Below are 21,591 nucleotides of genomic sequence, written 5' to 3'. Positions count from 1 at the left end.
GCGCTCACTCGGCCAGCGTCGCCACCACCGGCGCGTGGTCCGAGGGCTGCTCCCATTTGCGCGTCTCGCGGTCGATGTGGCAGGCGGTGCAGCGCTCCGCCAGCGCGCTTGACAGCAGAATGTGGTCGATGCGCAGGCCGCGGTTGCGGCGGAAGGCCATCTGGCGGTAATCCCACCAGCTGTACTGCTTTTCCGGCTGCTCGAACAGGCGGAAGGCATCAATCAAACCGAGCGCCATCAGCTGCTGCAGCGCCTCGCGCTCGGGCGGGGTGAAGTGGATGTGGTTTTCCCATTCGGCCGGGTCGTGCACGTCGCGCGCTTCCGGCGCGATGTTGTAGTCGCCCAGCACGGCCAGCTGCGGATGCGCGCGCAGCTCGGCGGCCACCCACTCGCGCAGCCCCGCCAGCCAGGCCATCTTGTAGGCGAACTTGTCGCTGCCGATTTCCTGGCCGTTCACCACGTAGGCGCAGATGATGCGCATGCCCTTGACGGTGGCGGCGATCAGGCGCTGCTGCTCGTCCTCGAAATACGGGTTGCCTTTCTGGACGTCCTCGATCGGATGCTTCGACACGATCGCCACCCCGTTATAGGTCTTCTGGCCGGTGAAGGCGACCTGGTAGCCGGCCTCGTTCAACGCGGCCACGGGAAACTTGTCGTCGGTGAGCTTGGTCTCCTGGATGCACAGCACGTCGACCGGATTCGCCTCCAGCCAGGCAAGCAGGTGCGGCAGACGGATTTTCAGCGAATTGACGTTCCAGGTGGCGATGTTCATGGTATGCGGTGAGCTGTGTTTAAAGGGGCGCCGCCGCTTGCGGGCGGCAAGCATCAGCGGCGGCCGCATCATACCCGATTGGCGCACCAGGAGTGGGGCCAGGCCGCATCCAGCTGCGGAGAGCCGCTAGCGCGCCTGCGTCGCTTTCCACGCCAGCCGTCGCAAGGGCGCGGGCAGGCGCGTGATCGTCTTCTTGAGGTGAAATTTCAGGCCCATCGGGCCTGCGTGGGGATGTACGAACATGCGCTCGGCGATGTCGAACTTGGCTTTCGCAAACGCGTCGTTGGCGGCCTGCAGGCGCAGCTCGCTGACCATGTCGCGCAGCGCCGGCACATATTGCTGCACATTGCGGTGGTGTTGCGAAGCGTATTCCAGGATCTGGGCGCTGCCCACGATCATGTAGAGCGCGTCGGCCGAGTCGTTGCCGTCATGCCGCCTGATGCGCGCAAGTGGCGCGGCGCAGCAGGCGATCTTGCCGGCGGCCGCCGCACGCAGGGTGAACTCTCCGTCCTCGGCGCCGACGCGGTTGAACATCGGATTGAAGCCACCGATTCCCTCGTAAAAGGCCTTCTTGAGGGTGCATCCGGTCGGATAGAAAAAGTGGATGGTGAACAGGCGCAGATACAGGTCCGGAATGTCGCGGTAAAAGCCGTCGCTCAGGCGGGCGCCCTGCATGAAGCTGTCGGGGGCCTGAGACAGGTGGTCGGATTCGAGCTCGTCGCCGCGGAACTTGCGGATATTGGTGTACGCGGCATCGATGTCCCGATGCGCATCCAGCCATGCGCCCATGGTCTCGACGAACTGCGGCTCCAGCAGGTCGTCCGAATCGCACAGGGTGACATACTCGCTCGAGGCGGCGGCAACGCCACGATTGCGCGCGGCCTGTACGCCCCCGTTCGCGCTGCGGATCAGCTTGATACGTCCTTCGTAGGGCCCAAGCACCTCGACGGTATGATCCGTCGAGCCATCGTCGACCACGATGATCTCCGCGAACGGCACCGTCTGGCGCAGGGCGTAGTCGAGCGTTTCGGCGATGAGATGGGCGCGGTTATAGGTCGGGATGACGAGCGAAAGGGAGACGGCCATGATATTTACTTGATGAACGGGACACAAACTATATCATTCAGGCACCATTCTTTGATGACCAGCAGGCGACTTCATCCAAACTGAAATCGGCAGCGCCGATTTTGTTGCGTGATTTCACGGGAAGAGAGGTAGGCCGGCCTTATGCTGCTTGCATTCATTTCATCAATTTAACAGTCGTAAATATAATAAACCGTGGGAAATTGTTGCTAAACGACCTACAGTATTGTGTGCAGTACAAGTGGTCATGCTAGAATAACTTAATAGAATACTAAAGCACTGTGTTTTTTATGCAGTGTGGACTGTAAAACCATTCGCAAAAGCATTAAACTAGCGGGAAAGCATTTAACACTGTTTCTTGATAAATATATGGTATTGCGCTGTGGCAACTAACGCAGTACTATGGAGACTGAGAAAACAGGTTCGGTTGCCAGCCCCGCCCATCAATCGTGCGGGGCATGTTGGCACGGTGCAAAGTGGTACTATTCGAAATCTTGTTTTTTCGATAGCAGATGAACCCGAACGCCGATTTACAAAGGACTGAAATGCGCACTGCATTCGAAGCGTGGGCTGCCCGCGAAGGCCATATCACCCGCCGCCGCGAGGACAAACCCGAGGAATATCTCGTCTACGAAACCCAGCGCCGCTGGGTGATCTGGCAGGCCGCCCTGACGCACGGCGCCAAGGCTGCAGCCGAAGCGCCATCGAAGTTCGCCAGGGAAGAGCAGAAGCCGGCCGTGACCCAGGACGAAGCAACGGTGCGCAACCGCGTGCTCAACGAAGTGCTGGACGCATTCAGCGAACTGGACGAAGCCGCCGGCATGGAAGGCGTGCTGAAGGTCATCCAGGGCCTCAAGAAGAAGCAGAAGGAACTGGCCGACAGCAAGGCCTGAGTGTCCACGCAACGCTACCGCCACTACAAGGGCGGTGTCTACGAGCTGGTGTGCGAAGCCGTGCTGGAAGCAGACCACACGCCCGTGATGGTGTACCGCGGCCAGGACGGCGCCGTCTGGGTCCGTCCGCGCGCCGCCTTCTTCGAGACCGTCGAGGTCGACGGCGCCGCCGTGCCGCGTTTCGCGGCGCTTCCCGAATAGCTACCCTTCAGCATTTGTTCTTGCCTGCCGTTAATGGCAGCATGAAGCAACTTTTCTCTATCCTGCTGGCTGTCCCGCTCTTGCTGAGCGGCTGCGCCACCGTATCCGATTCGCCCCTGCAGCAACTCGAACTGCATGCCGTGCTCGACTACCAGGAAGTCGGCGGGGTGGGCTGCATCCTGAGCAATGACATGGGGCGCTGGTTCGTGGTCGCTCCGGGCCGGGTGACCGTCACCCGCAGCACGAAGCCCCTGACGGTCAGCTGCAAGAAGGACGGCGCCGGCGTGGCGCAGGAAAGCGTCGGCTCGCGCGCCGACATGGCGGGGCTGATGGGGAATGTCGTGATCAGCGCCGGGGTCGGCATGCTTGTCGACCGCTACACCGGGGCGGGCTACTCCTACCCGGCCAACCTGACGGTGCTGATGGCGCCGCTGCCGTCGAAAGATGCGCTGGCGGCAAGCCAGCGGGTCGACAGTCCAGTGTTCTGAACAATAAAAAGCCCCGCATGCGGGGCTTTTTTCTTGATGAAATAATATTTCACCACAGCGCAGGAATGAAAGAATATTTCATTCCGGCGCTGCCAGATTTCAGACGCGGTTCATCAGGAAGGTGGTCAGCAGCGGCACCGGACGGCCGGTCGCGCCCTTGTTGGCACCCGATTTCCAGGCGGTGCCGGCGATGTCCAGGTGGGCCCAGGTGTACTTGCGGGTGAAGTTCTCCAGGAAGCAGGCCGCGGTGATCGAGGCCGCGCCCGGGGTGCCGATGTTGGCCAGGTCGGCGAAGTTCGACTTGAGCTGCTCGTTGTAGTTCTCGCCCAGCGGGAAGCGCCATGCCACGTCGCCGGCCTGCTTGCCGGCGTCCAGCAGTTCTTCGGCCAGCGCGTCGTGCGCGTCGTCGTGGCGGGTGAACAGGCCGCTGGTGTGATGGCCCAGGGCCACGATGCAGGCGCCGGTGAGGGTGGCGATGTCGACCACGGCGGCCGGCTTGAAGCGCTCGGCGTAGGTGAGGGCGTCGCACAGGATCAGGCGGCCTTCGGCGTCGGTGTTCAGGATCTCGATGGTGAGGCCGTTCATCGAGGTCACGATGTCGCCCGGCTTGGAGGCGCGGCCCGACGGCATGTTCTCGCAGGCGGCCACGATGCCGATCACGTTCAGCTTCAGGCCCATCTCGCCGATTGCGCGGAAGGTGCCCAGTACCGAGCCGGCGCCGCACATGTCGTACTTCATCTCGTCCATGCCCGGACCCGGCTTGATCGAGATGCCGCCGGTATCAAAAGTGATGCCCTTGCCGACCAGGACCACCGGCGCATCCTTCTTGTTGCCGCCCATGTGCTTGAGGACGATGAACTTCGGCGCTTCGTCGCTGCCCTTGGCCACCGACAGGAAGCTGCCCATCTTGAGGGCTTCCAGCTGCTTGCGCTCCAGCACTTCGATGTCGAAGCCGTACTCGTCGGCCAGTTGACGCGCGGTGTTCGCGAGATAGGTCGGGGTGCAGACGTTCGGCGACAGGTTGCCCAGTTCCTTGGTCAGCTGCATGCCGTTCGAGATCGCGACGGCCTGCGCCAGGGTGCCCTTGAGCGCGGTGGCGGCATTCGCGGCATCGGCGGCGATGGTGATCTTGCGCACGCCGGTCGGCTGCGGGTCTTTCTTGCTCTTCTGGCTATCAGTGCGGTGCTCGGTCTCGTTGGCGGCGATCACAAGTGCGCGCACTGCCCAGTTGACGTCGCGGTCTTTCACATCCGCCAGCGGGAATGCGATAATGGCATCCTGGCTGCCCAGGGTAGCGAATACCTTCAGGGCGGCGCCGACGGCGCTGCTATAGCTCTTTTCGCTCAGCGCTTCGTCCGTGCCCATGCCCACCAGCAGCACGCGTGCCGCGGCGACGCCGTTCACGCCGCGCAGCAGCAGGGTCGAACCGGCCTTGCCGCTGATATCGCCGGACTTGAGCGCCGCGGTGATGTCGCCGCTGGCATCGAGAGCCCTGGCAGCCTGCGACAGCTTCTTGTTTTCGAACACGGCCACTGCCAGCACGCCGGTTTTGGCGGCGGCCAGGGTGTTCTTGGTGTCGAATGCTTTTATGCTAAAGTCCATTTTTTTGGTTCTCCGTTTCGTGATTTTTGCGGCACTGACGCGGCGCACTGCCTAACCTGCAATTATAGCTATTTATTGAATGATCTTTCGACGCGCCCTGCAACGTGAACTCGCCAGCTCCGCCGGCGCCACCTTTACGGTGCTGTTCACGATCCTGGTTACCTGGACCCTGATCAGGGTCCTGGGCAAGGCCGCCGGCGGCAAGGTCGATTCGGCCGACGTGCTGGCCCTGATCGCGTTCGCGATCCTGGATTACCTGCCGACCATCCTCACCCTCACCACCTTCATCGCCGTGCTGGCCGCGGTCACGCGCAGCTACCGCGATTCCGAGATGGTCGTGTGGTTCGCCTCCGGCATGTCGCTGCGCCGCTGGATCCGGCCGGTGCTGACCTTCGGCCTGCCGATCGTGCTGGTGGTCGCGGCGCTGTCGCTGGTGGTCACGCCCTGGGCCGCATCCAAGCGCCTCGAATTCGTCGAGCGCTTCCAGAACCGCGAAGACCTCAAGCGCGTGGCGCCCGGCCAGTTCCGCGAATCCTCCTCGAGCGACCGGGTGTTCTTCGTCGAACGCTCGGGCGGCGACACCGCCGTGGTGCAGAACGTGTTCGTCAATTCGCAGGACAAGAACGGCACCTCGATCGTGGTCGCCAGGGAAGGCGTGATCGAGAGCGACGCCAATGGCGGCCAATACCTGGTGCTGTCCAACGGCCGGCGCTACCAGGGCCAGCCGGGACAGGCCGACTTCCAGTCGATGGAATTCGAGCGCTACAAGATGCGGGTGGCTACCCGCGCCCCGGTGCTGGGGACCGACACGCCCAGCAATGCGCTGCCCACCTCGATCCTGCTGAAGGTCGAGAACCAGTACACGCGCGCCGAACTGCTCGACCGCATCTCGGCCCCGCTGATCTGCCTGGTGCTGATGCTGCTGGCGATTCCGCTCGGCTTCGTCAACCCGCGCGCCGGCAGCTCGGCCAACATGATCCTGGCGCTGCTGATCTTCTTTACTTACCTGAACCTGAACAAGCTGATGGAAAACAGCGTCAAGCGCGCCAAGCTGGATTTCGACGTGGCCTGGTGGCCGCTGCACCTGGCCGCCGCGCTCACGGTGGCGGCCCTGTTCGCGTGGCGCCTGAACGTCAACCACCGCTGGCATCCGCTGGCCCTGCTTAGTGCCTGGAAGCGCCGCCGCGCGCCCCTGGCGGCCGCACCAATCCCGGCGCCGGCGCCGCTGGCGAAGTCGGAGGCCGAATGAGCATCCTGCAGCGCTATTTCGCGGTCAATATCGCGCAGGCGACCGCCTTCGTGCTGGTCGCCTTCCTGGCCCTGATCTCCTTCATGGACCTCACCAGCGAACTGCCGTCGGTGGGCAAGGGCGGCTACGAATTCCAGAACGCGGTGATGTACGTGCTGCTGCTGGTGCCGGGCAATGTCTACCAGGTGATGCCGGTCGCGGCCCTGCTGGGCACCATCTACACCATGGCGCAGTTCGCCTCGACCTCCGAGTTCACCATCATGCGCGCATCCTCGATGTCGACGCGGATGGCGGGCTGGATGCTGTTCAAGATCGGCATCGTGCTGGTCCTGGTCACCTTCGTGTTCGGCGAACTGATCATCCCGCGCACGGCCCCGCTGGCCGAGCGCGTGCGCCTGGCGGCCAAGGGCTCGGCCCTGTCGGCCGATTTCCGCTCAGGCATGTGGACCAAGGACAGCATCCATAGCGATGGCGTGAAAGGTCCGGTGATCGGCACGCGCTTCTTCAACGTGCGCCAGATCCGCCCGGACGGCCAGCTGGTCGACGTGCGCCTGTACGAATTCGACGCCAACATGCGCATGCGCGCCCTGATCACGGCGGCCGGCGGCACTTATGGCGGCAACAACACCTGGCGCCTGCGCGATGTCTCCGAGACCGTGTTCAGCAACAGCCGCACGCTGCCGGCGCCCGGCACCCCGGTGCCGCAGGGGCAGTCGATCGCGGCCAGCTTCGGCCAGGAGACCGCCGCCGTCGCCACCCGCAAGATGGCCACGCTCGAGCTGGCCTCGGAGATCACGCCCAAGATCCTGTCGGTGTCGCGTTCCGAACCGGAGCGCATGTCGGCCAACGAACTGGCGGCCTATACCCGCCACCTGGCGGAAAACCGCCAGGAGACCGAGCGCTTCAAGGTCGCGTTCTGGAAGAAGATCATCGACCCGCTGTCGATCCTGGTGCTGATGGCGCTGGCCTTGCCCTTCGCCTACCTGCACACCCGCAGCGGCGGCGTCAGCCTCAAGATCTTCGTGGGCATCATGATCGGCGTGGCCTTCCTGCTGCTCAACGCACTGTTCTCGAGCCTGGGCGTGCTGACCGCACTGCCGGCCTTCTTCACGGCGGCCGCGCCCAGCCTGCTGTTCCTGCTCATTGCGATCGGCGCCCTGCGCTGGGTGGAGAGACATTGATGACACGCGCACTCGTCCTGTTTGCCCATGGCGCCCGCGCCCAGTCCTGGGCCGCGCCCTTCGAGCGCCTGCGCGACGCGGCGCAGGCGCGCCTGCCGGAACTCCCGGTGCGGTTGGCCTTCCTGGAACTGATGGAGCCGCGCCTGCCGGAGGCGGTTGCCGCATTGGTGGGCGAGGGCGTGGACGAGATCACGGTGGTGCCCGTGTTCTTGGGGCAGGGCGGCCACCTGCTACGCGACCTGCCGCAGCTGGCCGAGGGCATCCGCGCTGCCCATCCCGGACTGCGCCTGCAGGTCGCCGGCGCCATCGGTGAAGATCCGCAAGTGCAGGCAGCCATGACTGATTACTGCATCCGTTCGCTCGGCTGAGTTAATAAAGCGGCATTGTGGTTTTGAAAAACGGCTGAGTAAAGCGACAACTCGATTGCACTTCTTTGCAATGTTTTGTTGCCTTTTTGCGTATTGATTCACGGAAATTTAATTTCCATCTTTAAATAAAAAATTCCGTGCGGCATGATCGTTCCAATTCTCCAGGAACGAAGCATGAGCACAGAAATCACCGACTTCGCGCCGGTCGGCATCGTCGACGACCGCGACATTCTCTTCACCACCCTGCTCAGCGGCCAGCTGGCCGCCACCCTGAGCGCCATCGACACCGGGCCGTTGACGGGCGGACGCTGGTTCATCGACAGCCAGTCGCATCCCGGCCTGTTCAGCATCGCCTACAACCCGGCCACCGATACCGCGGCGCGCCTGCTGGTGAACGACGCCGCCCTGTTGCCAGCAGCGGGAGCGGGTGTGTCCGTCACCGTCCATTACTACGACCGCTACCAGCTCGACGGCAGCGCCAATCCGCTGCCGGGCAAGGGTTTTGTAGAAACCCTGGTGTATACGGTGGAAGCGGGCACTTCGCGCGAGCTCGACGGCTTCGGCAGCGAGCTCGATCTGGGCAGCGCCGGCGCGGGCAGTCCAGCCCTGGCAAGCCTGTCCAGCGGCGCAGTTGCCGCCGCGTGGCAGGCGTCCGACGGCGCGCTGTGGGCCCAGTTGCGCGACGCCGCCGGCGCCGCAAGCGGGGCCGGTTTCGTGCTTGCCGCGGCGGGTGCGGCGCCCAGCCTGTCCGCCTTCGAGAACGGCGGCTTCGTGGCCGCCTACCGCAGCGATGCCGGCATCGCCTGGCGCATCGTCGGCGCCGACGGCAGCGCCGGCCCCGAACACCTGGCCGCCGGCCCTGACGCCGCCATGCCCGACGTCGCCGTACTGGCCGACGGATCCTTCGCCCTGGCCTGGGCTAGCGGCGGGCAGGTGCGGGTGCAGCAGTTCGATGCGGGCGGCAATGCGCTCGGCGTGGAGAAGGTGTTCGGCACGCTCGGCACGGCCTTCAGCCCGAGCCTGACGGCCCTGGGCGCGTCCTATGCCGTGAGCTGGGGCGAGATCGGCGACGGCAATGTGTACGCCGCGCTGGCCGGCGGCGCCACCGTGCAGGTGTCGAACGACGGCCTGGCCGCGAGCCTGTCCACCGCGGCCCCGCTGCCCGAGATCGTGGCGCTGGCCGACGGCGGTGTCGTGGTGGCCTGGGACAGCTATGCCAACTCGCCCTCCGGCTTCGCCCTGAGCGACATTTTCTTCCAGCGCTTCGACGCCAGCGGCAAGCCGCTCGGGACCATCACCCAGGCCAATGTCGACAGCGGCAGCGGGCGCTATGGCGCCAAACTGGCGGCCTTCGACGACGGTGGCTTCATGCTGGCCTGGCAGGCCGAGGGTGGCGACTTCGACGCCAACGGCGTGTTCGGCCGCCGCTTCGGCGCCGACGGCAGCGCGCTCGACCTGCGCGAGTTCGGCATCAACGAGGGACGTGCCGGTGACCAGGCCAGCCCGGCCCTGGCCGCGCTCGCACACGGCGGCTTCGCGGCGGCATGGATCGATACCCAGGACGGCGGCGTGGCGCGGGTCGAGGCGCGTGTGCTGGCGGGGACGCCGCCGCCGGAGCCAGTCGGCGACCTTGCTGCCGGCAGTGCCCAGCTTGGCGCGCCGCCGGTGGTACCGGACCCGGTGCTGCCCGTGCCCGTGGCTGTGCCGGTGCCCGTGCCAGTACCGGCGCCCAGCGTTCCCGCAGCGCCGCCGAGCGTGCCAGCTCCAGCTCCAGCTCCTGCTCCAGCACCAGCACCAGCACCAGCACCAGCACCGGCGCCGCCGGTCGCCACCGCACCGGTCCCGCCGGTGGCCGCACCCGCGCCAAAGCAGGACCTGATCGGCCATACGGGATCGGACCTGATCCGCGCCGGTGCGGGCGTCGGCAACCAGCGCATCGACGCCATGGAGGGCATCGACACCGTCGCCTACGGCGGCGTGCGAAGCGGCTTCGCGCTGCTGCGCGGGCCTGAGGGCGTGAGCGTGACCGACAAGGCGGGCGCCAGCGACCTGCTGGTGAACGTCGAGCGCCTCGCCTTTGCGGACGGCGCCGTCGCCCTCGACATCGATGGCGTCGCTGGCCAGGCCTACCGCCTGTACGCGGCCGCCTTCGACCGCGCGCCGGACAAGGCGGGGCTGGGCTATTGGATCGCCACGATGGACGGCGGCGCCGGCCTGCGCCAGGTGGCCGCGGCCTTTGCCGCCAGTCCCGAATTTGCCGAGCTGTATGGCGCCAGGCCGAGCGACAGCGAGTTCATCGAGCTCCTGTACAACAACGTGCTGCACCGTCCCGCGGAAGAGGCGGGCCGCGCCTACTGGGTCGACGCCCTGTCGGTGCATGGGGCCGCGCGCGCCGACGTGCTGGCTTTCTTCAGCGAGAGCGCGGAGAACCAGGCACAGGTCATCGGCGCCATCCGGAACGGCATCGACTTCGCGCCGTGGGCATAAGCTCAACAGAGTTGGCAGGCAGGCTATCCAGCCTGCCAACTCTGTTGGAAAGGCGGCAATCGAGTGTTGGGTTTGCGCTGCATTGCCATGTGGAATTTAAATTTCCCTCTGTCAAAAATTATTGACGTGAGGCATCATCAATCCAACAAGGGCAGCACTCCCGCCTACCTTCTCGAGCAAGCACTTCCATGAGCACCGAATCCGATTACGCCCCGGTCGGCATTATCGACGACCGCGATATCCTGTTGACGAGCCTGCGCACCGGCGATACCGCCGCGATCCTCACGCCCATCGATTTCGGCGTGCTGACCAGCGGCCGCTGGGTGATCGATGCGCAGTCCATCCCCGGCCTGTTCACCATCGCTTACAACCCGGCCACCGATACCTCGGCCCGGCTGGTGGTGGCCAACAGCGCCCTGATGCCGGCGCCCGGCACCCCGGTCACCGTCACCGCGCACTATTATGACCGCTACCAGATCGACGGCTACGGCAATCCGCTCCCGGGCAAAGGCTTCGCCGAGACCCTGGTCTACACGGTCGAAGCGGGCACTACGCGCGAACTGAACGGCTTCGGCGGCGACATCGCGCTCGGCAGCGGCAGCACGGCCGCCAACCCGGCCCTGGCCATGCTCCAGGATGGCGGCATCGCCGCTGTCTGGCAGGGCGCCGACAACGCGGTCTGGGCGCGCGTGCAGGACGCGGCAGGCAATGCCCGTACCGGCGCGTTTGCCCTGACTTCAGGCTGGGACGGCAGCGCCGAAGGCCAGCCCGCGGTGGCGGCGCTGAGCGGCGGGCGTTTCGTGACCGCCTACACCACGTCGCTCGAAGGCCAGCCGCGCATCGCCTTCAAGATCGCCGACGTCAACGGCAACCAGGCCGGCCAGGTGCTGGTCGACGGCGGGCTGTCCTGGGACACCTCCATGCCCGACGTGGCCACCCTGCGCGACGGCTCCTTCGCCATCGCCTGGCGCGCCGGCGGCCAGGTCCACGTGCGCGTCATGGACGCGAACGGCAACGCCCTCGGCGCCGAGCAGGTCTACGGCAGCCTCGGCACCGCGTTCAGCCCGAGCATCGCCGCCACCGGCGCCGGCTACACCGTGAGCTGGGGCGAAATCGGCGACGGCAACGTCTATGTCGCCGCGCAGGGCGGGCTTGTCACCATCGTCAGCGGCGACGGCCTTGCGGCCAGCGTCAGCACCGCCGCGCCGCTCCCGAGCATCGCCGCGCTGGCCGACGGCGGCTACGTCGTCGCCTGGGACAGCTACGCCAACGAGCCGCTCGGCTTCTCGATGAGCGACATCTTCTTCCAGCGCTACGACGCCGCGGGCAACAAGGTCGGCGCGCTCACCCAGGCCAATGTCGACAGCGGCGGCGGACGCTTCGAAGCCGCGGTGACCGCCCTCAGCGACGGCGGCTTCGTGGTGGCCTGGCAGTCCAGCAGCGGCGACTTCGAGGGCAATGGCGTGTTCGGGCGCCGCTTCGACGCCGGCGGCTACCCGGTCGACCAGCGCGAGTTCGCCATCAACGAAGGCCGCGCGGGCGACCAGGCCAATCCCGCCATCACGGCGCTGGCGAACGGCGGCTTCGCCACCGCCTGGGGCGACACCAATGGCAGCAGCTCCCAGGTCGAACTGCGCGTGCTCACCGGCGGCATGGACCCCGGCGGCGGCAGCGGCTGGACCGGCGACAGCGGCCAGCACCTGGTGGCCGGCATCGGCAGCGAGCGCCTTGGCGGCTTCGCAGGCGTGGACACGGTCAGCTACGCCGGCGTGCGCAGCAACTTCACCGTGATCCGCGAGGGCAGCGCCAGCGCCACCGTGATCGACCATGTCGGCAACAGCGGCGTCGACACCCTCGCCAGCGTCGAGCGCATCGCCTTCAGCGACGCCTCGCTGGCGCTGGACATCGACGGCATCGCCGGCAAGGCCTACCGCCTGTACCAGGCCGCGTTCAACCGCACCCCGGACAAGGGCGGCGTGGGCTACTGGATCAAGATGATGGATGCGGGCCAGACGCTGGAACAGGTGGCGTTCAACTTCGCCAACAGCCCGGAATTCAAGCAGATGTACGGCGCGAACGCGAGCGACGCGCAGTTCGTCGAGCTCCTGTACAACAACGTGCTGCACCGGAGCGCGGAAGGCGCAGGGCGCGACTACTGGCTGGAGGCGCTGGGAGAGAAGCATTTGCCGCGCGCGCAGGTGCTGGCCTATTTCAGCGAGAGTGCGGAAAACCAGGCGCAGGTGATCGGGGCAATCCAGAACGGAATCGAGTTCACGCCCTGGATCTGAGGAGATTCAATCAGGTGGCTGGTGCTCGCGCAGCGCGAGCGCCTCGCCCAGCATCACCAGCACCGGGCCGTGACCCGGTTCCAGGCCGCGCGCCAGGTCGGTGAGGGTCATGCGGACGATGCGCTGGTCCGCGCGGCTGCAGTTTTCCACGATGACCACCGGCAGGTCCGGCCGCCGTCCTTCCGCCAGCAGGCGTTCGGCGGTGGCGGCGGCTTCGCGCCCGCCCATGTACTGGACCAGGGTGTCGGTTTCAGGCAGGGCAGGATGATCCGGCTGGTCGGGCGCCGTGCTGGAGGTGAAAAAGGCGACGCTGCGCGCCACGCCGCGCTTGGTCAGCGGCTGTTTGGTTGCGGCCGCGGCGGCGACCGCGGTGGTGATGCCGGGGACGACTTCGACCTCGATGCCCGCCGCTTCCAGCGCCCGCAATTCTTCGTCGGCGCGTCCGAACAGCATCGGGTCGCCGCCTTTCAGGCGCACGATGGTCTGGAACTTGCCGGCGCAGTCCAGCAACTGCTGGTTGATGAGGGTTTGCGCGACCGAGCGCTGGCCCGAGCGCTTGCCGACCGAGATGAGTTCCGCCTGGCGGCACAAGTCCAGCATCTCGGGGGTGACCAGGGCGTCGTAAAGCACGACGTCCGCCTGCGCCAGCAGGCGCGCGCCGCGCACGGTGATGAGATCCGCCGCGCCGGGGCCGGCCCCGACCAGATAGACTTTTCCCAGCACCGCCATAGAACCCCTTCGCTTATTGATCCAGTCGGATCATACCCGCTGCGACGGTCTGGTGGGTGACTTCGTCGATCAGGATGAAGGCGCCCGTCGCGCGGTTGTCGGCGTAGGCATCGGCCGCCAGCGGCTGCTGCACGCTCAGTTGCACGGTCGCGATGTCGTTCAGCTTGAGGCCATCGCCCGCGTGGCGCTGCTGGGTGTTGACGTCCAGGATGCTGTCGACCTGCTTGATCTTCGCGGCGGTCTGGCGGGTGCCGTGCTTGATCCAGTACTTGCGGCGCGCATCCAGGGGCTCGTCCGACATCCAGCACACGTCCGCCACCACCTGCTTGAGCAGGGTGGCCGGCTGCTCGCTGCCGGCCAGCAGGTCGCCGCGCGAGATGTCGAGGTATTCGTTCAGCAGCAGGGTCACCGACTGGCCGGCCACGGCCGTCTGCAGCGAACCGTCGAAGGTGACGATGTCCTTGACCGTGGCGGTCTGGCCGGACGGCTGCACTACCAGCTGGTCGCCGATGGAGACCTTGCCCGATTCGATGCGGCCCATGTAGCCGCGGAAGTCATTCGCTTCGTGGCCGTTGTGGCGCGCCACCAGCTGCACCGGGAAGCGGAAGGGCGCGGCGTGCGATTCGTCATAGACCGACAGGCCTTCCAGCAGCTCGATCAGGGTCGGGCCTTCGTACCAGGGCGTGTTCTCGGAGCTTTCCACCACGTTGTCGCCGCTGAGTGCCGAGAGCGGGATCGCGGTGACGTCCTTCAGGCCGAGCGAGTCGGCGAATTCGCGGTAGGCGGCCACGATGCGCTCATAGACGGTGCGGTCGTAGTTCACCAGGTCCATCTTGTTGACGGCGACGATCACGTGCTCGATCTGCAGCAGCTTGGCGATGGTCGAGTGGCGCTTGGTCTGGGTCAGCAGCGTCACGCTGCCGTCGTCACCGAGCTTCACTTTCGAGACGTCGACCAGGATGATCACGGCGTCGGCGGTCGACGCGCCGGTCACCATATTGCGGGTGTATTGCTCGTGGCCCGGGGTGTCGGCGATGATGAACTTGCGCTTCGGCGTCGCGAAGTAGCGGTAGGCCACGTCGATGGTGATGCCCTGTTCGCGCTCGGCTTCCAGGCCGTCGGTCAGCAGCGACAGGTCGATGGTGTCGCCCACGGTGCGTTTGTGCTTCGAGCGCGAGACGGCGGCCAACTGGTCGGCGAAGATGCCCTTGCTGTCGTACAGCAGGCGGCCGATCAGGGTGCTCTTGCCGTCGTCGACGGAACCGGCGGTGATGAAGCGCAGCAGCCCGCGTTGGTTCAGGTTATCGGTCATGGCATTCATCAGAAATATCCTTGCTTCTTGCGTTTTTCCATCGAGGCTTCGGAGGTCTGGTCGTCCATCCGGGTCGCGCCGCGCTCGGTCACTTCGGTGACGGCGGTTTCGGCGATGATGTTGTCCACGGTGCCGGCAGTCGAGGCCACCGGGCAGGTGCAGGAGATGTCGCCCACGGTGCGGAAGCGCACGGTGCGGGTTTCGACCTGTTCGCCGTCTCTGGCCGGGGTCAGGGGCGTCAGCGGCACCAGCAGGCCGTTACGCGGGATCACCTGGCGCTCGTGCGCAAAGTAGATCGAGGGCAGGGCCAGCTTTTCGCGGGCGATGTACTGCCACACGTCGAGTTCGGTCCAGTTCGAGATCGGGAACACGCGCATGTTCTCGCCCGGGTGGACGCGGGTGTTATACAGGTCCCACAGTTCCGGACGCTGGGCCTTCGGGTCCCACTGGCCGAATTCGTCGCGGAAGGAGAAGATGCGCTCCTTGGCGCGTGCCTTTTCTTCGTCGCGGCGGGCGCCGCCGATGCAGGCGTCGAAACCGTGTTCGGCGATGGTTTCCAGCAGGGTCACGGCCTGGGCCGCGTTGCGCGAATCGGTCTGCGGGTTGCGCAGGCGCACGGTGCCGCGCTTGATCGAATCCTCGACCGAGCCGACGATCAGGCGTTCGCCCAGTTCCGCCACCCGCGCATCGCGGAAGGCGATCACTTCGTCGAAGTTGTGGCCGGTGTCGATGTGCACCAGCGGGAAGGGAAACTTACCCGGGCGGAAGGCCTTCTCGGCCAGGCGCAGCAGCACGACCGAATCCTTCCCGCCCGAGAACAGCAGGGCGGGGTTGCTGCATTCGGCAGCCACTTCGCGCAGGATGTGGATCGCCTCGGATTCCAGGGCGTCGAGGTGGCGCGCATTGACATCGGTGAGCACGGCCGGGTTGTCGAGTACTGTCGTCATGTTGTGTTTGCCTTTGTGTGCCTGCTTCATGCAGCCACGGATTTGATGCGAATGAGTTTGCCGTCGACCACGTGCAGGCCGCATTCCTTCGATTCGGGGTTTTCCCACCACCAGCGGCCGGCGCGCACGTCCTCGCCCGGCTGGATCGCGCGGGTGCAGGGTTCGCAGCCGATCGACGGGTAGCCGCGGTCGTGCAGGGCGTTGTAGGGCACGTTCTGCGTGCGCAGGTATTCCCACACGTCTTCCTCCGACCAGTCGGCCAGCGGATTGAACTTCTGCATGCCGTGTGCGGCATCGTCTTCCTGCACGGCCAGTTCGGCACGCGTGGTCGACTGGGCGCGGCGCTGGCCCGTGATCCAGGCCTGCTTGCCGCTCAGGGCACGGCTCAAAGGCTCGACCTTGCGCACGCGGCAGCATTCCTTGCGCATCTCGACGCTGTCGTAGAAGGCGTTCAGGCCGTTCTGCGCCACATAGGCCTCGACCGCTTCCGGTTGTGGCTTGAACAGCGCGATCTCGTAGCCGTAGGTGTCGCGCACGCGGTTCAGCATGTCGAGGGTCTCGGCGTGCAGGCGGCCGGTCTCGAGCGAGAAGATCCCGATCGGCAGCCTGGCCTTCAAAATCAGGTCGGTCAGGACCATGTCTTCGGCCGCCAGGCTCGATGCGAAGACGGCGGGCGAGTAATCGCGGGCGATGCGCGCGAGGATGGCTTGCGTTTCCTCGACACGGCGGTGCAGATCGCTCATGGTGATTCCTTAGATGCCTGCACCGATATCGGTGAGTTCAGGCGGCGTGCCGCGCGGCGCACGGCGGAACAGCGGCAGCGGCTGGTCGACCGATGCTTGATAGGTTTCCGAGAACACGGTCAAGCCCTTCAGCGCATCATGGATGCTGCGGTCCTGGCGGGTGGCGAAGGCATCGAAGCCGACGCGCGACATGGGCCACAACTGGTCACGCAGCACGTCGCCGATGGCGCGCAGCTCGCCCGTATAGGCCAGGCGCTTGCGCAGGTTGAACGCGGTCGAGTAGCCACGGCCGTCCGAGAACTTCGGGAAGTCGACGGCGACCACGCCAAAGCGATGCAGATCTTCCTTGATTGCGGCTGCCTGCTCGTCCGGCGCCAGCCAGACGCCGATCTCGGTGCGCCCTAGCAGCGCGGCGCGCTGCGCCTGCCACACGGTCAAGGGCACGATGATCTTGCCTTCCGGGACGTCGACGGCTTCCGGGGTGTCGCCTTCGACCAGGCGCAGCACGCTCCAGTCGTCCTCGACCACTTCGCGGTGTTTGATGATCTGCTTGTGCAGGACAAAATTAGGCATAGTGGTCTTCCCCAACCAGTTCGCCCGCCGCGATCGGCGTGGCATAGACATGTTCCTTGAACGGCGTGATGCCGAGGCGCTGCACGGTGTCGACGAAGCGTTCGCCTTCGAAGCGCTCGCGCACGTAGACTTCGAGCAGGCGGCCGACCACTTCCGGCATCTGCTGTGCCGAGAAGGAAGGGCCGATGATCTTGCCGATCGCCGAGTTATTGCCCTGCGAGCCGCCGATCGACACCTGGTACCACTCGCTGCCGTCCTTGTCGACGCCGAGGATGCCGATCGCGCCCACGTGGTGGTGACCGCAGGCGTTGATGCAGCCCGAGATGTTCAGTTCGATGTCGCCGATGTCGTGCTGGAAGTCGAGGTTGTCGAAACGCTCGGCAATCGCGGCCGCGATCGGGATCGACTTGGCGTTCGCCAGCGAGCAGAAGTCGCCGCCCGGGCAGGCGATGATGTCGGTCAGCAGGCCGATGTTCGGCGTTGCCAGGCCCTTGGCCTTGACCAGCTGCCACAGTTCGAACAGCTTCGACTGCTCGACGTCGGCCAGCACCAGGTTCTGCTCGTGGGTCACGCGCAGTTCGCCGAAGCTGTACTTGTCGGCCAGATCTGCCACGAAGTCCATCTGCTCGGCGGTGGCGTCGCCCGGCGGCACGCCGGTCTTCTTCAGCGACAGCACCACGGCGGCGTAGCCCGGCACCTTGTGCGGCTTGACGTTGCGGTTGACCCAGTTGGCAAAGGCGCGGTTGTCCGCGTGCTGGGCGGTGACATCGATGTCTTCCAGCTGGGCGTAGCCGTGCGGCTGGAACCACTGGGCGACGCGGTCGAATTCGTCCTGGGTCAGGGTTTCCGGACCGTCCTTCAGGTCTTTCCACTCTTCTTCGACCTGGCGGGTGAATTCTTCCACGCCCAGGGCTTTCAGGAGGATCTTGATGCGTGCCTTGTACTTGTTGTCGCGGCGGCCGTGCTGGTTATACACGCGCATCACGGCTTCGGTATAGGTCAGCAGGTGCTGCCACGGCAGGAAGTCGCGGATCACCGAGCCCAGGATCGGGGTACGGCCCATGCCGCCGCCGGCCATGAACTTGAAGCCGACTTCGCCTGCGTCGTTGCGCACCAGGGTCAGGCCGATGTCGTGGATGGCGATCGCGGCGCGGTCTTCGACGGCGCCGTTGATCGCGACCTTGAACTTGCGGGGCAGGGCGATGAATTCGGGGTGGAAGGTGCTCCACTGGCGCAGGATTTCGGCGAACGGACGCGGATCGATGATCTCGTCGGCGGCCACGCCGGCGAATTCGTCGGTGGTGATGTTGCGGATGCAGTTGCCCGAAGTCTGGATGGCGTGCATCTCGACCGAGGCCAGGTCTTCCAGGATCTGCGGCGTCTGCTCCAGCTCGATCCAGTTGTACTGGATGTTCTGGCGGGTGGTGAAGTGGCCGTAGCCGCGGTCGTACTTACGGGCAATGTGGGCGAACATGCGCATCTGCTTCGACGCCAGCAGGCCGTAGGGCACGGCAACGCGCAGCATGTAGGCGTGGCGCTGCATGTAAAGGCCGTTCTGCAGGCGCAGCGGCAGGAATTCTTCCTCTAGCAGCTCACCGTTCAGGCGGCGCTCCACCTGGCTGCGGTACTGCGCGATGCGTTCGCGCACGATGAGATGGTCGTAGTGGTCGTAGCGGTACATGGTCTCGTCCGGTGTGGGTAGACCCATTGCTACACTGTCCACCCGTTAAATGGTTGGGCAAGTGTACGGACCAGTCTATATATTCCAAACTACGGAGATTTCATTTGCTTATATGCGTAACTTGAATAAGCATCTTAAAATGTCGTCTGCTGACACAATCACAAGAACCCATATCACTTCATGAACCTTCACCAGCTGCGCTTCGTGCGCGAAGCCGTCCGCCAGAACTACAACCTGACCGATGCGGCCAAGGCGCTGTTCACCTCCCAGCCCGGGGTCTCGAAAGCCATCATCGAGCTCGAGGAAGAGCTGGGAGTCGACATCTTCACCCGCCACGGCAAGCGCATCCGCGGCCTCACCGAGCCGGGCCGGCTGGTGCTGCAGTCGGTCGAGCTGATCATGCAGGAGATCGACAGCCTCAAGCGCATCGGCAAGGAATACGCGGCCCACGACAGCGGCAGCTTCACCATCGCCACCACCCACACCCAGGCGCGCTACATGCTGCCCAAGGTGGTGCAGGCTTTCATGCAGAAATTCCCCAAGGTGCGCTTGTCTTTATTGCAAGGAAATCCCCGCCAGATCGCCGACATGGTCAAGAACGACCAGGCCGACCTGGCGATCGCCACCGAATCCATTGCAGCGGTCGAGGGCCTGATCACGTTGCCGTGCTACCAGTGGGAGCACGTGGTGGTGGTGCCGCACGAACACCCGCTGACCCGCTCGAAGGCGGTGTCGCTGGAAGAGATCGCCAGCTACCCGGTGATCACCTATGATGCCGCCTTTGCCGGCCGCAGCAAGATCGACCACGCTTTCGGTTTGCGTAACCTGAAGCCGGACGTGCTGCTGGAAGCGATCGACGCCGACGTCATCAAGACCTATGTCGAGCTCGGCATGGGCGTGGGCATCATTGCCGGCATGGCCTTCGACCCGGAACGCGACCGCAACCTGCGCGCCATTCCCGTCGGCCAGCTGTTCGGCATGAACGTGTCGCGCGTGGCGATCAAGCAGGGCGCCTACCTGCGCAGCTATATCTATACTTTCATCGAACTGCTGGCGCCGACCCTGAACCGCAAGATGGTCGAGTCCGCCATGCGCGGCGGCGAGAACTACGAACTCTAAGAATCAAGGAAAGACCATGAGCAATAACCCTGTTGTAGATTTCTACACTGCCATTGCGGACCACTACGACGCCCAGTTCCACGACGAAACCGACGAGGACCGCCAGGACGACCTCGAGGACATGGCCGAACAGGTCGCCGACCTGATGCGCGGGCACACCGTGCTGGAGCTCGGCTGCGGTACCGGCTTCTGGACCGACGCCATTGCCGAGACGGCCGAATCGGTCCTCGCCACCGACATCAGCGAGGCCATGCTGGAGGTGGCGCGCGAGCACGGGCAAGGCCTGGAGAACGTGCGCTACCGCGTGGTCGATGCCTTGAACCTGCCGGGCGACCTCGGGAAGTTCACGGCAGTCTTTGCCGGATTCCTGTGGTCGCATTTCAAGAAGGAAGAGCAGGACACCTTCCTGGCCGGCCTGCGCGCCCGCATCGGCAAGGATGCGCTGCTGGTGATCATCGACGACGTGTATGTCGAAGGTGCGAGCCCGACCATCGCACGCACCGATGCCCAGGGCAATACCTGGGCCCAGTTCGTCGATGCCGACGGCGTGCGCCACGAATTGCCCAAGAATTATCCGACCGACAGCGCGCTGCGCAAGCGCCTGGGCACGGCGGTCCGGGAGATCAAGATCGGGCGCGGCGAGTTCTGCTGGGCGCTGACCTGCCGCCTGAAGTAACTTTAGTCAGCCTCAAGACCGTCGCACCGGCGAAGGCCGGTGCCCAAGTTTGTGGAGACGCCACACCCGTTCTAGAATCCGCGGCCCATTCCCATCCCGATACTGCCACCGCCGGACGGCCCGCCACCACCTGGCCCGCGGCCGCCCCGTCCGCCACGCTCTCCACCCTCCGGTTTCCCGGCGCGTTCCGGCCGGCCTTCGCCGGGCCCCGGCGGCTGGCGCTCCAGCATGCTCCTGAAACGCGCCAGCACCAGCGCACGCTGGCGGTCGTCGAGCGCGTCGTTCATCGTGAACCAGATCTCGCGCAGTTCCTTGTCCTCGTCATGCACCGATGCGGCATCGTCGGCGAGCGCCGCGGCGAGCGTCCGCATTTCCGCGGAAGGCTCGGCCGCCAGCTTGCGCGAGGCGGCGTCCAGTTCGTCGCGGCGTTCCTTGCGCAGGCGGAGGATGGCGCGGGTCTTGCGCAGGCTCTGTTCCCACAGCAGGTTCTGGTTTTCGCTCAGGGCGAGTTCTTTCTTGATCTCCGGCGCCTGCATCAGCAGGTCGTCGGCGCGCCAATCGGTCACGGGGACGGCGTAGGCGAGGGACTGGGTGCAGAGGAAGGCAGCGGCGAGGGCGAAGGTGGCGAGTTTCATGGTCATCGGTCGAAAAGCAGGGAAGCCATTCTCTGTTGCCTGACCGTTAAGCGCGGTTGCCCATCTGTAAGGAAATGTTGCACGTAAGGTGTTACGCGTACCCGCCCGACATAAAGTCGCGCCCTCCGGCATCGCACCTGTCAATACTGCGATCGCCGTCGATATACTGGCCTGATGGAAAAGGATCGTGGCTTGAGTCTTTTGCCAAGCGGAACGATGGAACCGCTTGCACAACTGGATGCTTGGAAAATAGCCGGGATAGAGCTTGGCTTCGTCTACCTTCGGCAGGGCGGCGGCCTCATTCAAACCGGCCGGGCGCAACTGACGGACCTGGACGACAGCACACTAAAGCTGGCTTCCGGCACATGCACCCTTTTGGTCATGCACCTTGGCGCAGCATTGACGCAGGAACCGCAGTGGTTCTTTGAGCCGAATCTGAACGGCGCCTATCAAGTTGAAGGCATCGGAATTGCCCTGCCTAACCATGACTGGCTATTTCTCTCCGAGGCCGTTCTACCCGAGCGTCTCGCACTTTCAGCTGGTAAGCGTTGAGACTCGACCTGG

At 65.1% G+C, this 21,591-nt stretch carries 21 protein-coding genes; 11 read left to right on the top strand and 10 right to left on the bottom strand.

Features of this window, described 5'->3' with window-relative positions; translation table 11 throughout:
* Positions 1–4 precede the first annotated feature (4 nt).
* Both xth and LK542_RS13085 read right to left on the bottom strand, forming a co-directional pair.
* A complete protein-coding gene (gene xth / locus LK542_RS13090) occupies positions 5–772 on the bottom strand; it encodes an exodeoxyribonuclease III (RefSeq protein WP_227812227.1) in 768 nt (255 codons plus the stop codon).
* Positions 773–898: 126 nt separating this feature from the next.
* Positions 899–1,858 (bottom strand): glycosyltransferase family A protein, encoded by a 960-nt coding sequence (locus tag LK542_RS13085; protein WP_227812226.1) that lies wholly within the window; start codon positions 1,856–1,858, stop codon positions 899–901.
* A gap of 542 nt (positions 1,859–2,400) precedes the next feature.
* On the opposite strand from LK542_RS13085, the gene LK542_RS13080 reads away from it, so the two are divergent.
* From LK542_RS13080 to LK542_RS13070, 3 genes are read left to right on the top strand one after another with little or no spacing between them, the layout of a single operon-like run.
* Complete coding sequence (locus LK542_RS13080) at positions 2,401–2,748, top strand: hypothetical protein (RefSeq protein WP_227800605.1); 348 nt, start codon at positions 2,401–2,403, stop codon at positions 2,746–2,748.
* Positions 2,749–2,949 (top strand): DUF1653 domain-containing protein, encoded by a 201-nt coding sequence (locus tag LK542_RS13075; RefSeq protein WP_227800606.1) that lies wholly within the window; start codon positions 2,749–2,751, stop codon positions 2,947–2,949.
* Positions 2,950–2,990: 41 nt separating this feature from the next.
* On the top strand, positions 2,991–3,437 hold the full coding sequence (locus tag LK542_RS13070) for a hypothetical protein (RefSeq protein ID WP_227800607.1): 447 nt from the start codon (positions 2,991–2,993) through the stop codon (positions 3,435–3,437).
* Positions 3,438–3,536: 99 nt separating this feature from the next.
* On the opposite strand, the gene LK542_RS13065 is transcribed toward LK542_RS13070, so the two are convergent.
* Positions 3,537–5,039 (bottom strand): leucyl aminopeptidase, encoded by a 1,503-nt coding sequence (locus LK542_RS13065; RefSeq protein ID WP_227812225.1) that lies wholly within the window; start codon positions 5,037–5,039, stop codon positions 3,537–3,539.
* A 79-nt stretch (positions 5,040–5,118) separates the two neighbouring features.
* On the opposite strand from LK542_RS13065, the gene lptF reads away from it, so the two are divergent.
* The 5 genes from lptF to LK542_RS13040 all read left to right on the top strand — a co-directional run bounded on the left by lptF (position 5,119) and on the right by LK542_RS13040 (position 12,612).
* Positions 5,119–6,288 (top strand): LPS export ABC transporter permease LptF, encoded by a 1,170-nt coding sequence (gene lptF, locus LK542_RS13060; protein ID WP_227812224.1) that lies wholly within the window; start codon positions 5,119–5,121, stop codon positions 6,286–6,288.
* Positions 6,285–7,469: an LPS export ABC transporter permease LptG gene (lptG, locus tag LK542_RS13055; protein ID WP_227800610.1), complete on the top strand. Its 1,185-nt coding sequence runs from the start codon at positions 6,285–6,287 to the stop codon at positions 7,467–7,469. The genes lptF and lptG overlap by 4 nt, the downstream gene beginning before the upstream one ends.
* The gene (locus tag LK542_RS13050; protein ID WP_227800611.1) at positions 7,469–7,837 is read left to right on the top strand and encodes a sirohydrochlorin chelatase; all 369 of its coding nucleotides are present in this window, start codon (positions 7,469–7,471) and stop codon (positions 7,835–7,837) included. Before lptG ends, LK542_RS13050 begins: the two co-directional genes overlap by 1 nt.
* Positions 7,838–8,011: 174 nt before the next feature.
* Complete coding sequence (locus LK542_RS13045; RefSeq protein ID WP_227812223.1) at positions 8,012–10,324, top strand: DUF4214 domain-containing protein; 2,313 nt, start codon at positions 8,012–8,014, stop codon at positions 10,322–10,324.
* A gap of 188 nt (positions 10,325–10,512) precedes the next feature.
* Positions 10,513–12,612 (top strand): DUF4214 domain-containing protein, encoded by a 2,100-nt coding sequence (locus LK542_RS13040; protein ID WP_227812222.1) that lies wholly within the window; start codon positions 10,513–10,515, stop codon positions 12,610–12,612.
* A gap of 6 nt (positions 12,613–12,618) precedes the next feature.
* Here the strand turns inward: LK542_RS13040 and cobA are convergent, their stop codons facing one another.
* Genes cobA through LK542_RS13010 form a run of 6 tightly spaced genes read right to left on the bottom strand, consistent with a single transcriptional unit; the run spans position 12,619 to position 18,597 of the window.
* Positions 12,619–13,341: a uroporphyrinogen-III C-methyltransferase gene (gene cobA, locus LK542_RS13035; RefSeq protein WP_227812221.1), complete on the bottom strand. Its 723-nt coding sequence runs from the start codon at positions 13,339–13,341 to the stop codon at positions 12,619–12,621.
* A 13-nt stretch (positions 13,342–13,354) separates the two neighbouring features.
* Entirely contained in the window at positions 13,355–14,662 is a 1,308-nt protein-coding gene (locus LK542_RS13030; RefSeq protein ID WP_227812220.1) for a sulfate adenylyltransferase subunit 1, read from the bottom strand.
* Positions 14,662–15,600 carry a sulfate adenylyltransferase subunit CysD gene (cysD, locus tag LK542_RS13025; protein ID WP_227812219.1) on the bottom strand — a complete coding sequence of 313 codons (939 nt, stop codon included), beginning with the start codon at positions 15,598–15,600 and terminating at the stop codon, positions 14,662–14,664. The genes LK542_RS13030 and cysD overlap by 1 nt, the downstream gene beginning before the upstream one ends.
* A gap of 26 nt (positions 15,601–15,626) precedes the next feature.
* The gene (locus tag LK542_RS13020; protein ID WP_227812218.1) at positions 15,627–16,343 is read right to left on the bottom strand and encodes a phosphoadenylyl-sulfate reductase; all 717 of its coding nucleotides are present in this window, start codon (positions 16,341–16,343) and stop codon (positions 15,627–15,629) included.
* A 9-nt stretch (positions 16,344–16,352) separates the two neighbouring features.
* A complete protein-coding gene (locus LK542_RS13015; RefSeq protein WP_227812217.1) occupies positions 16,353–16,916 on the bottom strand; it encodes a DUF934 domain-containing protein in 564 nt (187 codons plus the stop codon).
* Entirely contained in the window at positions 16,909–18,597 is a 1,689-nt protein-coding gene (locus LK542_RS13010) for a nitrite/sulfite reductase (protein ID WP_227812261.1), read from the bottom strand. The genes LK542_RS13015 and LK542_RS13010 overlap by 8 nt, the downstream gene beginning before the upstream one ends.
* 180 nt (positions 18,598–18,777) lie before the next feature.
* On the opposite strand from LK542_RS13010, the gene LK542_RS13005 reads away from it, so the two are divergent.
* Together LK542_RS13005 and LK542_RS13000 are read left to right on the top strand one after the other, a co-directional pair.
* Positions 18,778–19,716 (top strand): CysB family HTH-type transcriptional regulator, encoded by a 939-nt coding sequence (locus LK542_RS13005; protein ID WP_227800619.1) that lies wholly within the window; start codon positions 18,778–18,780, stop codon positions 19,714–19,716.
* Positions 19,717–19,732: 16 nt separating this feature from the next.
* Positions 19,733–20,392 carry a class I SAM-dependent methyltransferase gene (locus tag LK542_RS13000; protein WP_227812216.1) on the top strand — a complete coding sequence of 220 codons (660 nt, stop codon included), beginning with the start codon at positions 19,733–19,735 and terminating at the stop codon, positions 20,390–20,392.
* A gap of 71 nt (positions 20,393–20,463) precedes the next feature.
* Here LK542_RS13000 and LK542_RS12995 read toward each other — a convergent pair whose 3' ends face one another.
* Positions 20,464–21,027, bottom strand: a complete 564-nt coding sequence (locus tag LK542_RS12995) for a hypothetical protein (RefSeq protein ID WP_227812215.1) — start codon at positions 21,025–21,027, stop codon at positions 20,464–20,466.
* A gap of 174 nt (positions 21,028–21,201) precedes the next feature.
* Between LK542_RS12995 and LK542_RS12990 the strand changes: the two genes are divergently transcribed.
* Positions 21,202–21,579 (top strand): hypothetical protein, encoded by a 378-nt coding sequence (locus tag LK542_RS12990; protein ID WP_227812214.1) that lies wholly within the window; start codon positions 21,202–21,204, stop codon positions 21,577–21,579.
* The last annotated feature ends 12 nt before the right edge of the window (positions 21,580–21,591 follow it).

It is taken from the genome of Massilia sp. IC2-477 (genome assembly GCF_020707265.1).
GTDB lineage: Bacteria > Pseudomonadota > Gammaproteobacteria > Burkholderiales > Burkholderiaceae_D > Telluria.
The sequence above is the reverse complement of the archived record's forward strand: the minus strand, read 5'-3'. Positions and strand labels throughout refer to the sequence as shown.

Bases quoted from the DNA above. Each gene is read 5' to 3' on its own strand.
- xth (WP_227812227.1), bottom strand. From the start codon at position 772: ATGAACATCGCCACCTGGAACGTCAATTCGCTGAAAATCCGTCTGCCG.
- LK542_RS13085 (WP_227812226.1), bottom strand. From the start codon at position 1,858: ATGGCCGTCTCCCTTTCGCTCGTCATCCCGACCTATAACCGCGCCCAT.
- LK542_RS13080 (WP_227800605.1), top strand. From the start codon at position 2,401: ATGCGCACTGCATTCGAAGCGTGGGCTGCCCGCGAAGGCCATATCACC.
- LK542_RS13070 (WP_227800607.1), top strand. From the start codon at position 2,991: ATGAAGCAACTTTTCTCTATCCTGCTGGCTGTCCCGCTCTTGCTGAGC.
- LK542_RS13065 (WP_227812225.1), bottom strand. From the start codon at position 5,039: ATGGACTTTAGCATAAAAGCATTCGACACCAAGAACACCCTGGCCGCC.
- lptF (WP_227812224.1), top strand. From the start codon at position 5,119: ATGATCTTTCGACGCGCCCTGCAACGTGAACTCGCCAGCTCCGCCGGC.
- lptG (WP_227800610.1), top strand. From the start codon at position 6,285: ATGAGCATCCTGCAGCGCTATTTCGCGGTCAATATCGCGCAGGCGACC.
- LK542_RS13050 (WP_227800611.1), top strand. From the start codon at position 7,469: ATGACACGCGCACTCGTCCTGTTTGCCCATGGCGCCCGCGCCCAGTCC.
- LK542_RS13045 (WP_227812223.1), top strand. From the start codon at position 8,012: ATGAGCACAGAAATCACCGACTTCGCGCCGGTCGGCATCGTCGACGAC.
- LK542_RS13040 (WP_227812222.1), top strand. From the start codon at position 10,513: ATGAGCACCGAATCCGATTACGCCCCGGTCGGCATTATCGACGACCGC.
- cobA (WP_227812221.1), bottom strand. From the start codon at position 13,341: ATGGCGGTGCTGGGAAAAGTCTATCTGGTCGGGGCCGGCCCCGGCGCG.
- LK542_RS13030 (WP_227812220.1), bottom strand. From the start codon at position 14,662: ATGAATGCCATGACCGATAACCTGAACCAACGCGGGCTGCTGCGCTTC.
- cysD (WP_227812219.1), bottom strand. From the start codon at position 15,600: ATGACGACAGTACTCGACAACCCGGCCGTGCTCACCGATGTCAATGCG.
- LK542_RS13020 (WP_227812218.1), bottom strand. From the start codon at position 16,343: ATGAGCGATCTGCACCGCCGTGTCGAGGAAACGCAAGCCATCCTCGCG.
- LK542_RS13015 (WP_227812217.1), bottom strand. From the start codon at position 16,916: ATGCCTAATTTTGTCCTGCACAAGCAGATCATCAAACACCGCGAAGTG.
- LK542_RS13010 (WP_227812261.1), bottom strand. From the start codon at position 18,597: ATGTACCGCTACGACCACTACGACCATCTCATCGTGCGCGAACGCATC.
- LK542_RS13005 (WP_227800619.1), top strand. From the start codon at position 18,778: ATGAACCTTCACCAGCTGCGCTTCGTGCGCGAAGCCGTCCGCCAGAAC.
- LK542_RS13000 (WP_227812216.1), top strand. From the start codon at position 19,733: ATGAGCAATAACCCTGTTGTAGATTTCTACACTGCCATTGCGGACCAC.
- LK542_RS12995 (WP_227812215.1), bottom strand. From the start codon at position 21,027: ATGAAACTCGCCACCTTCGCCCTCGCCGCTGCCTTCCTCTGCACCCAG.
- LK542_RS12990 (WP_227812214.1), top strand. From the start codon at position 21,202: ATGGAAAAGGATCGTGGCTTGAGTCTTTTGCCAAGCGGAACGATGGAA.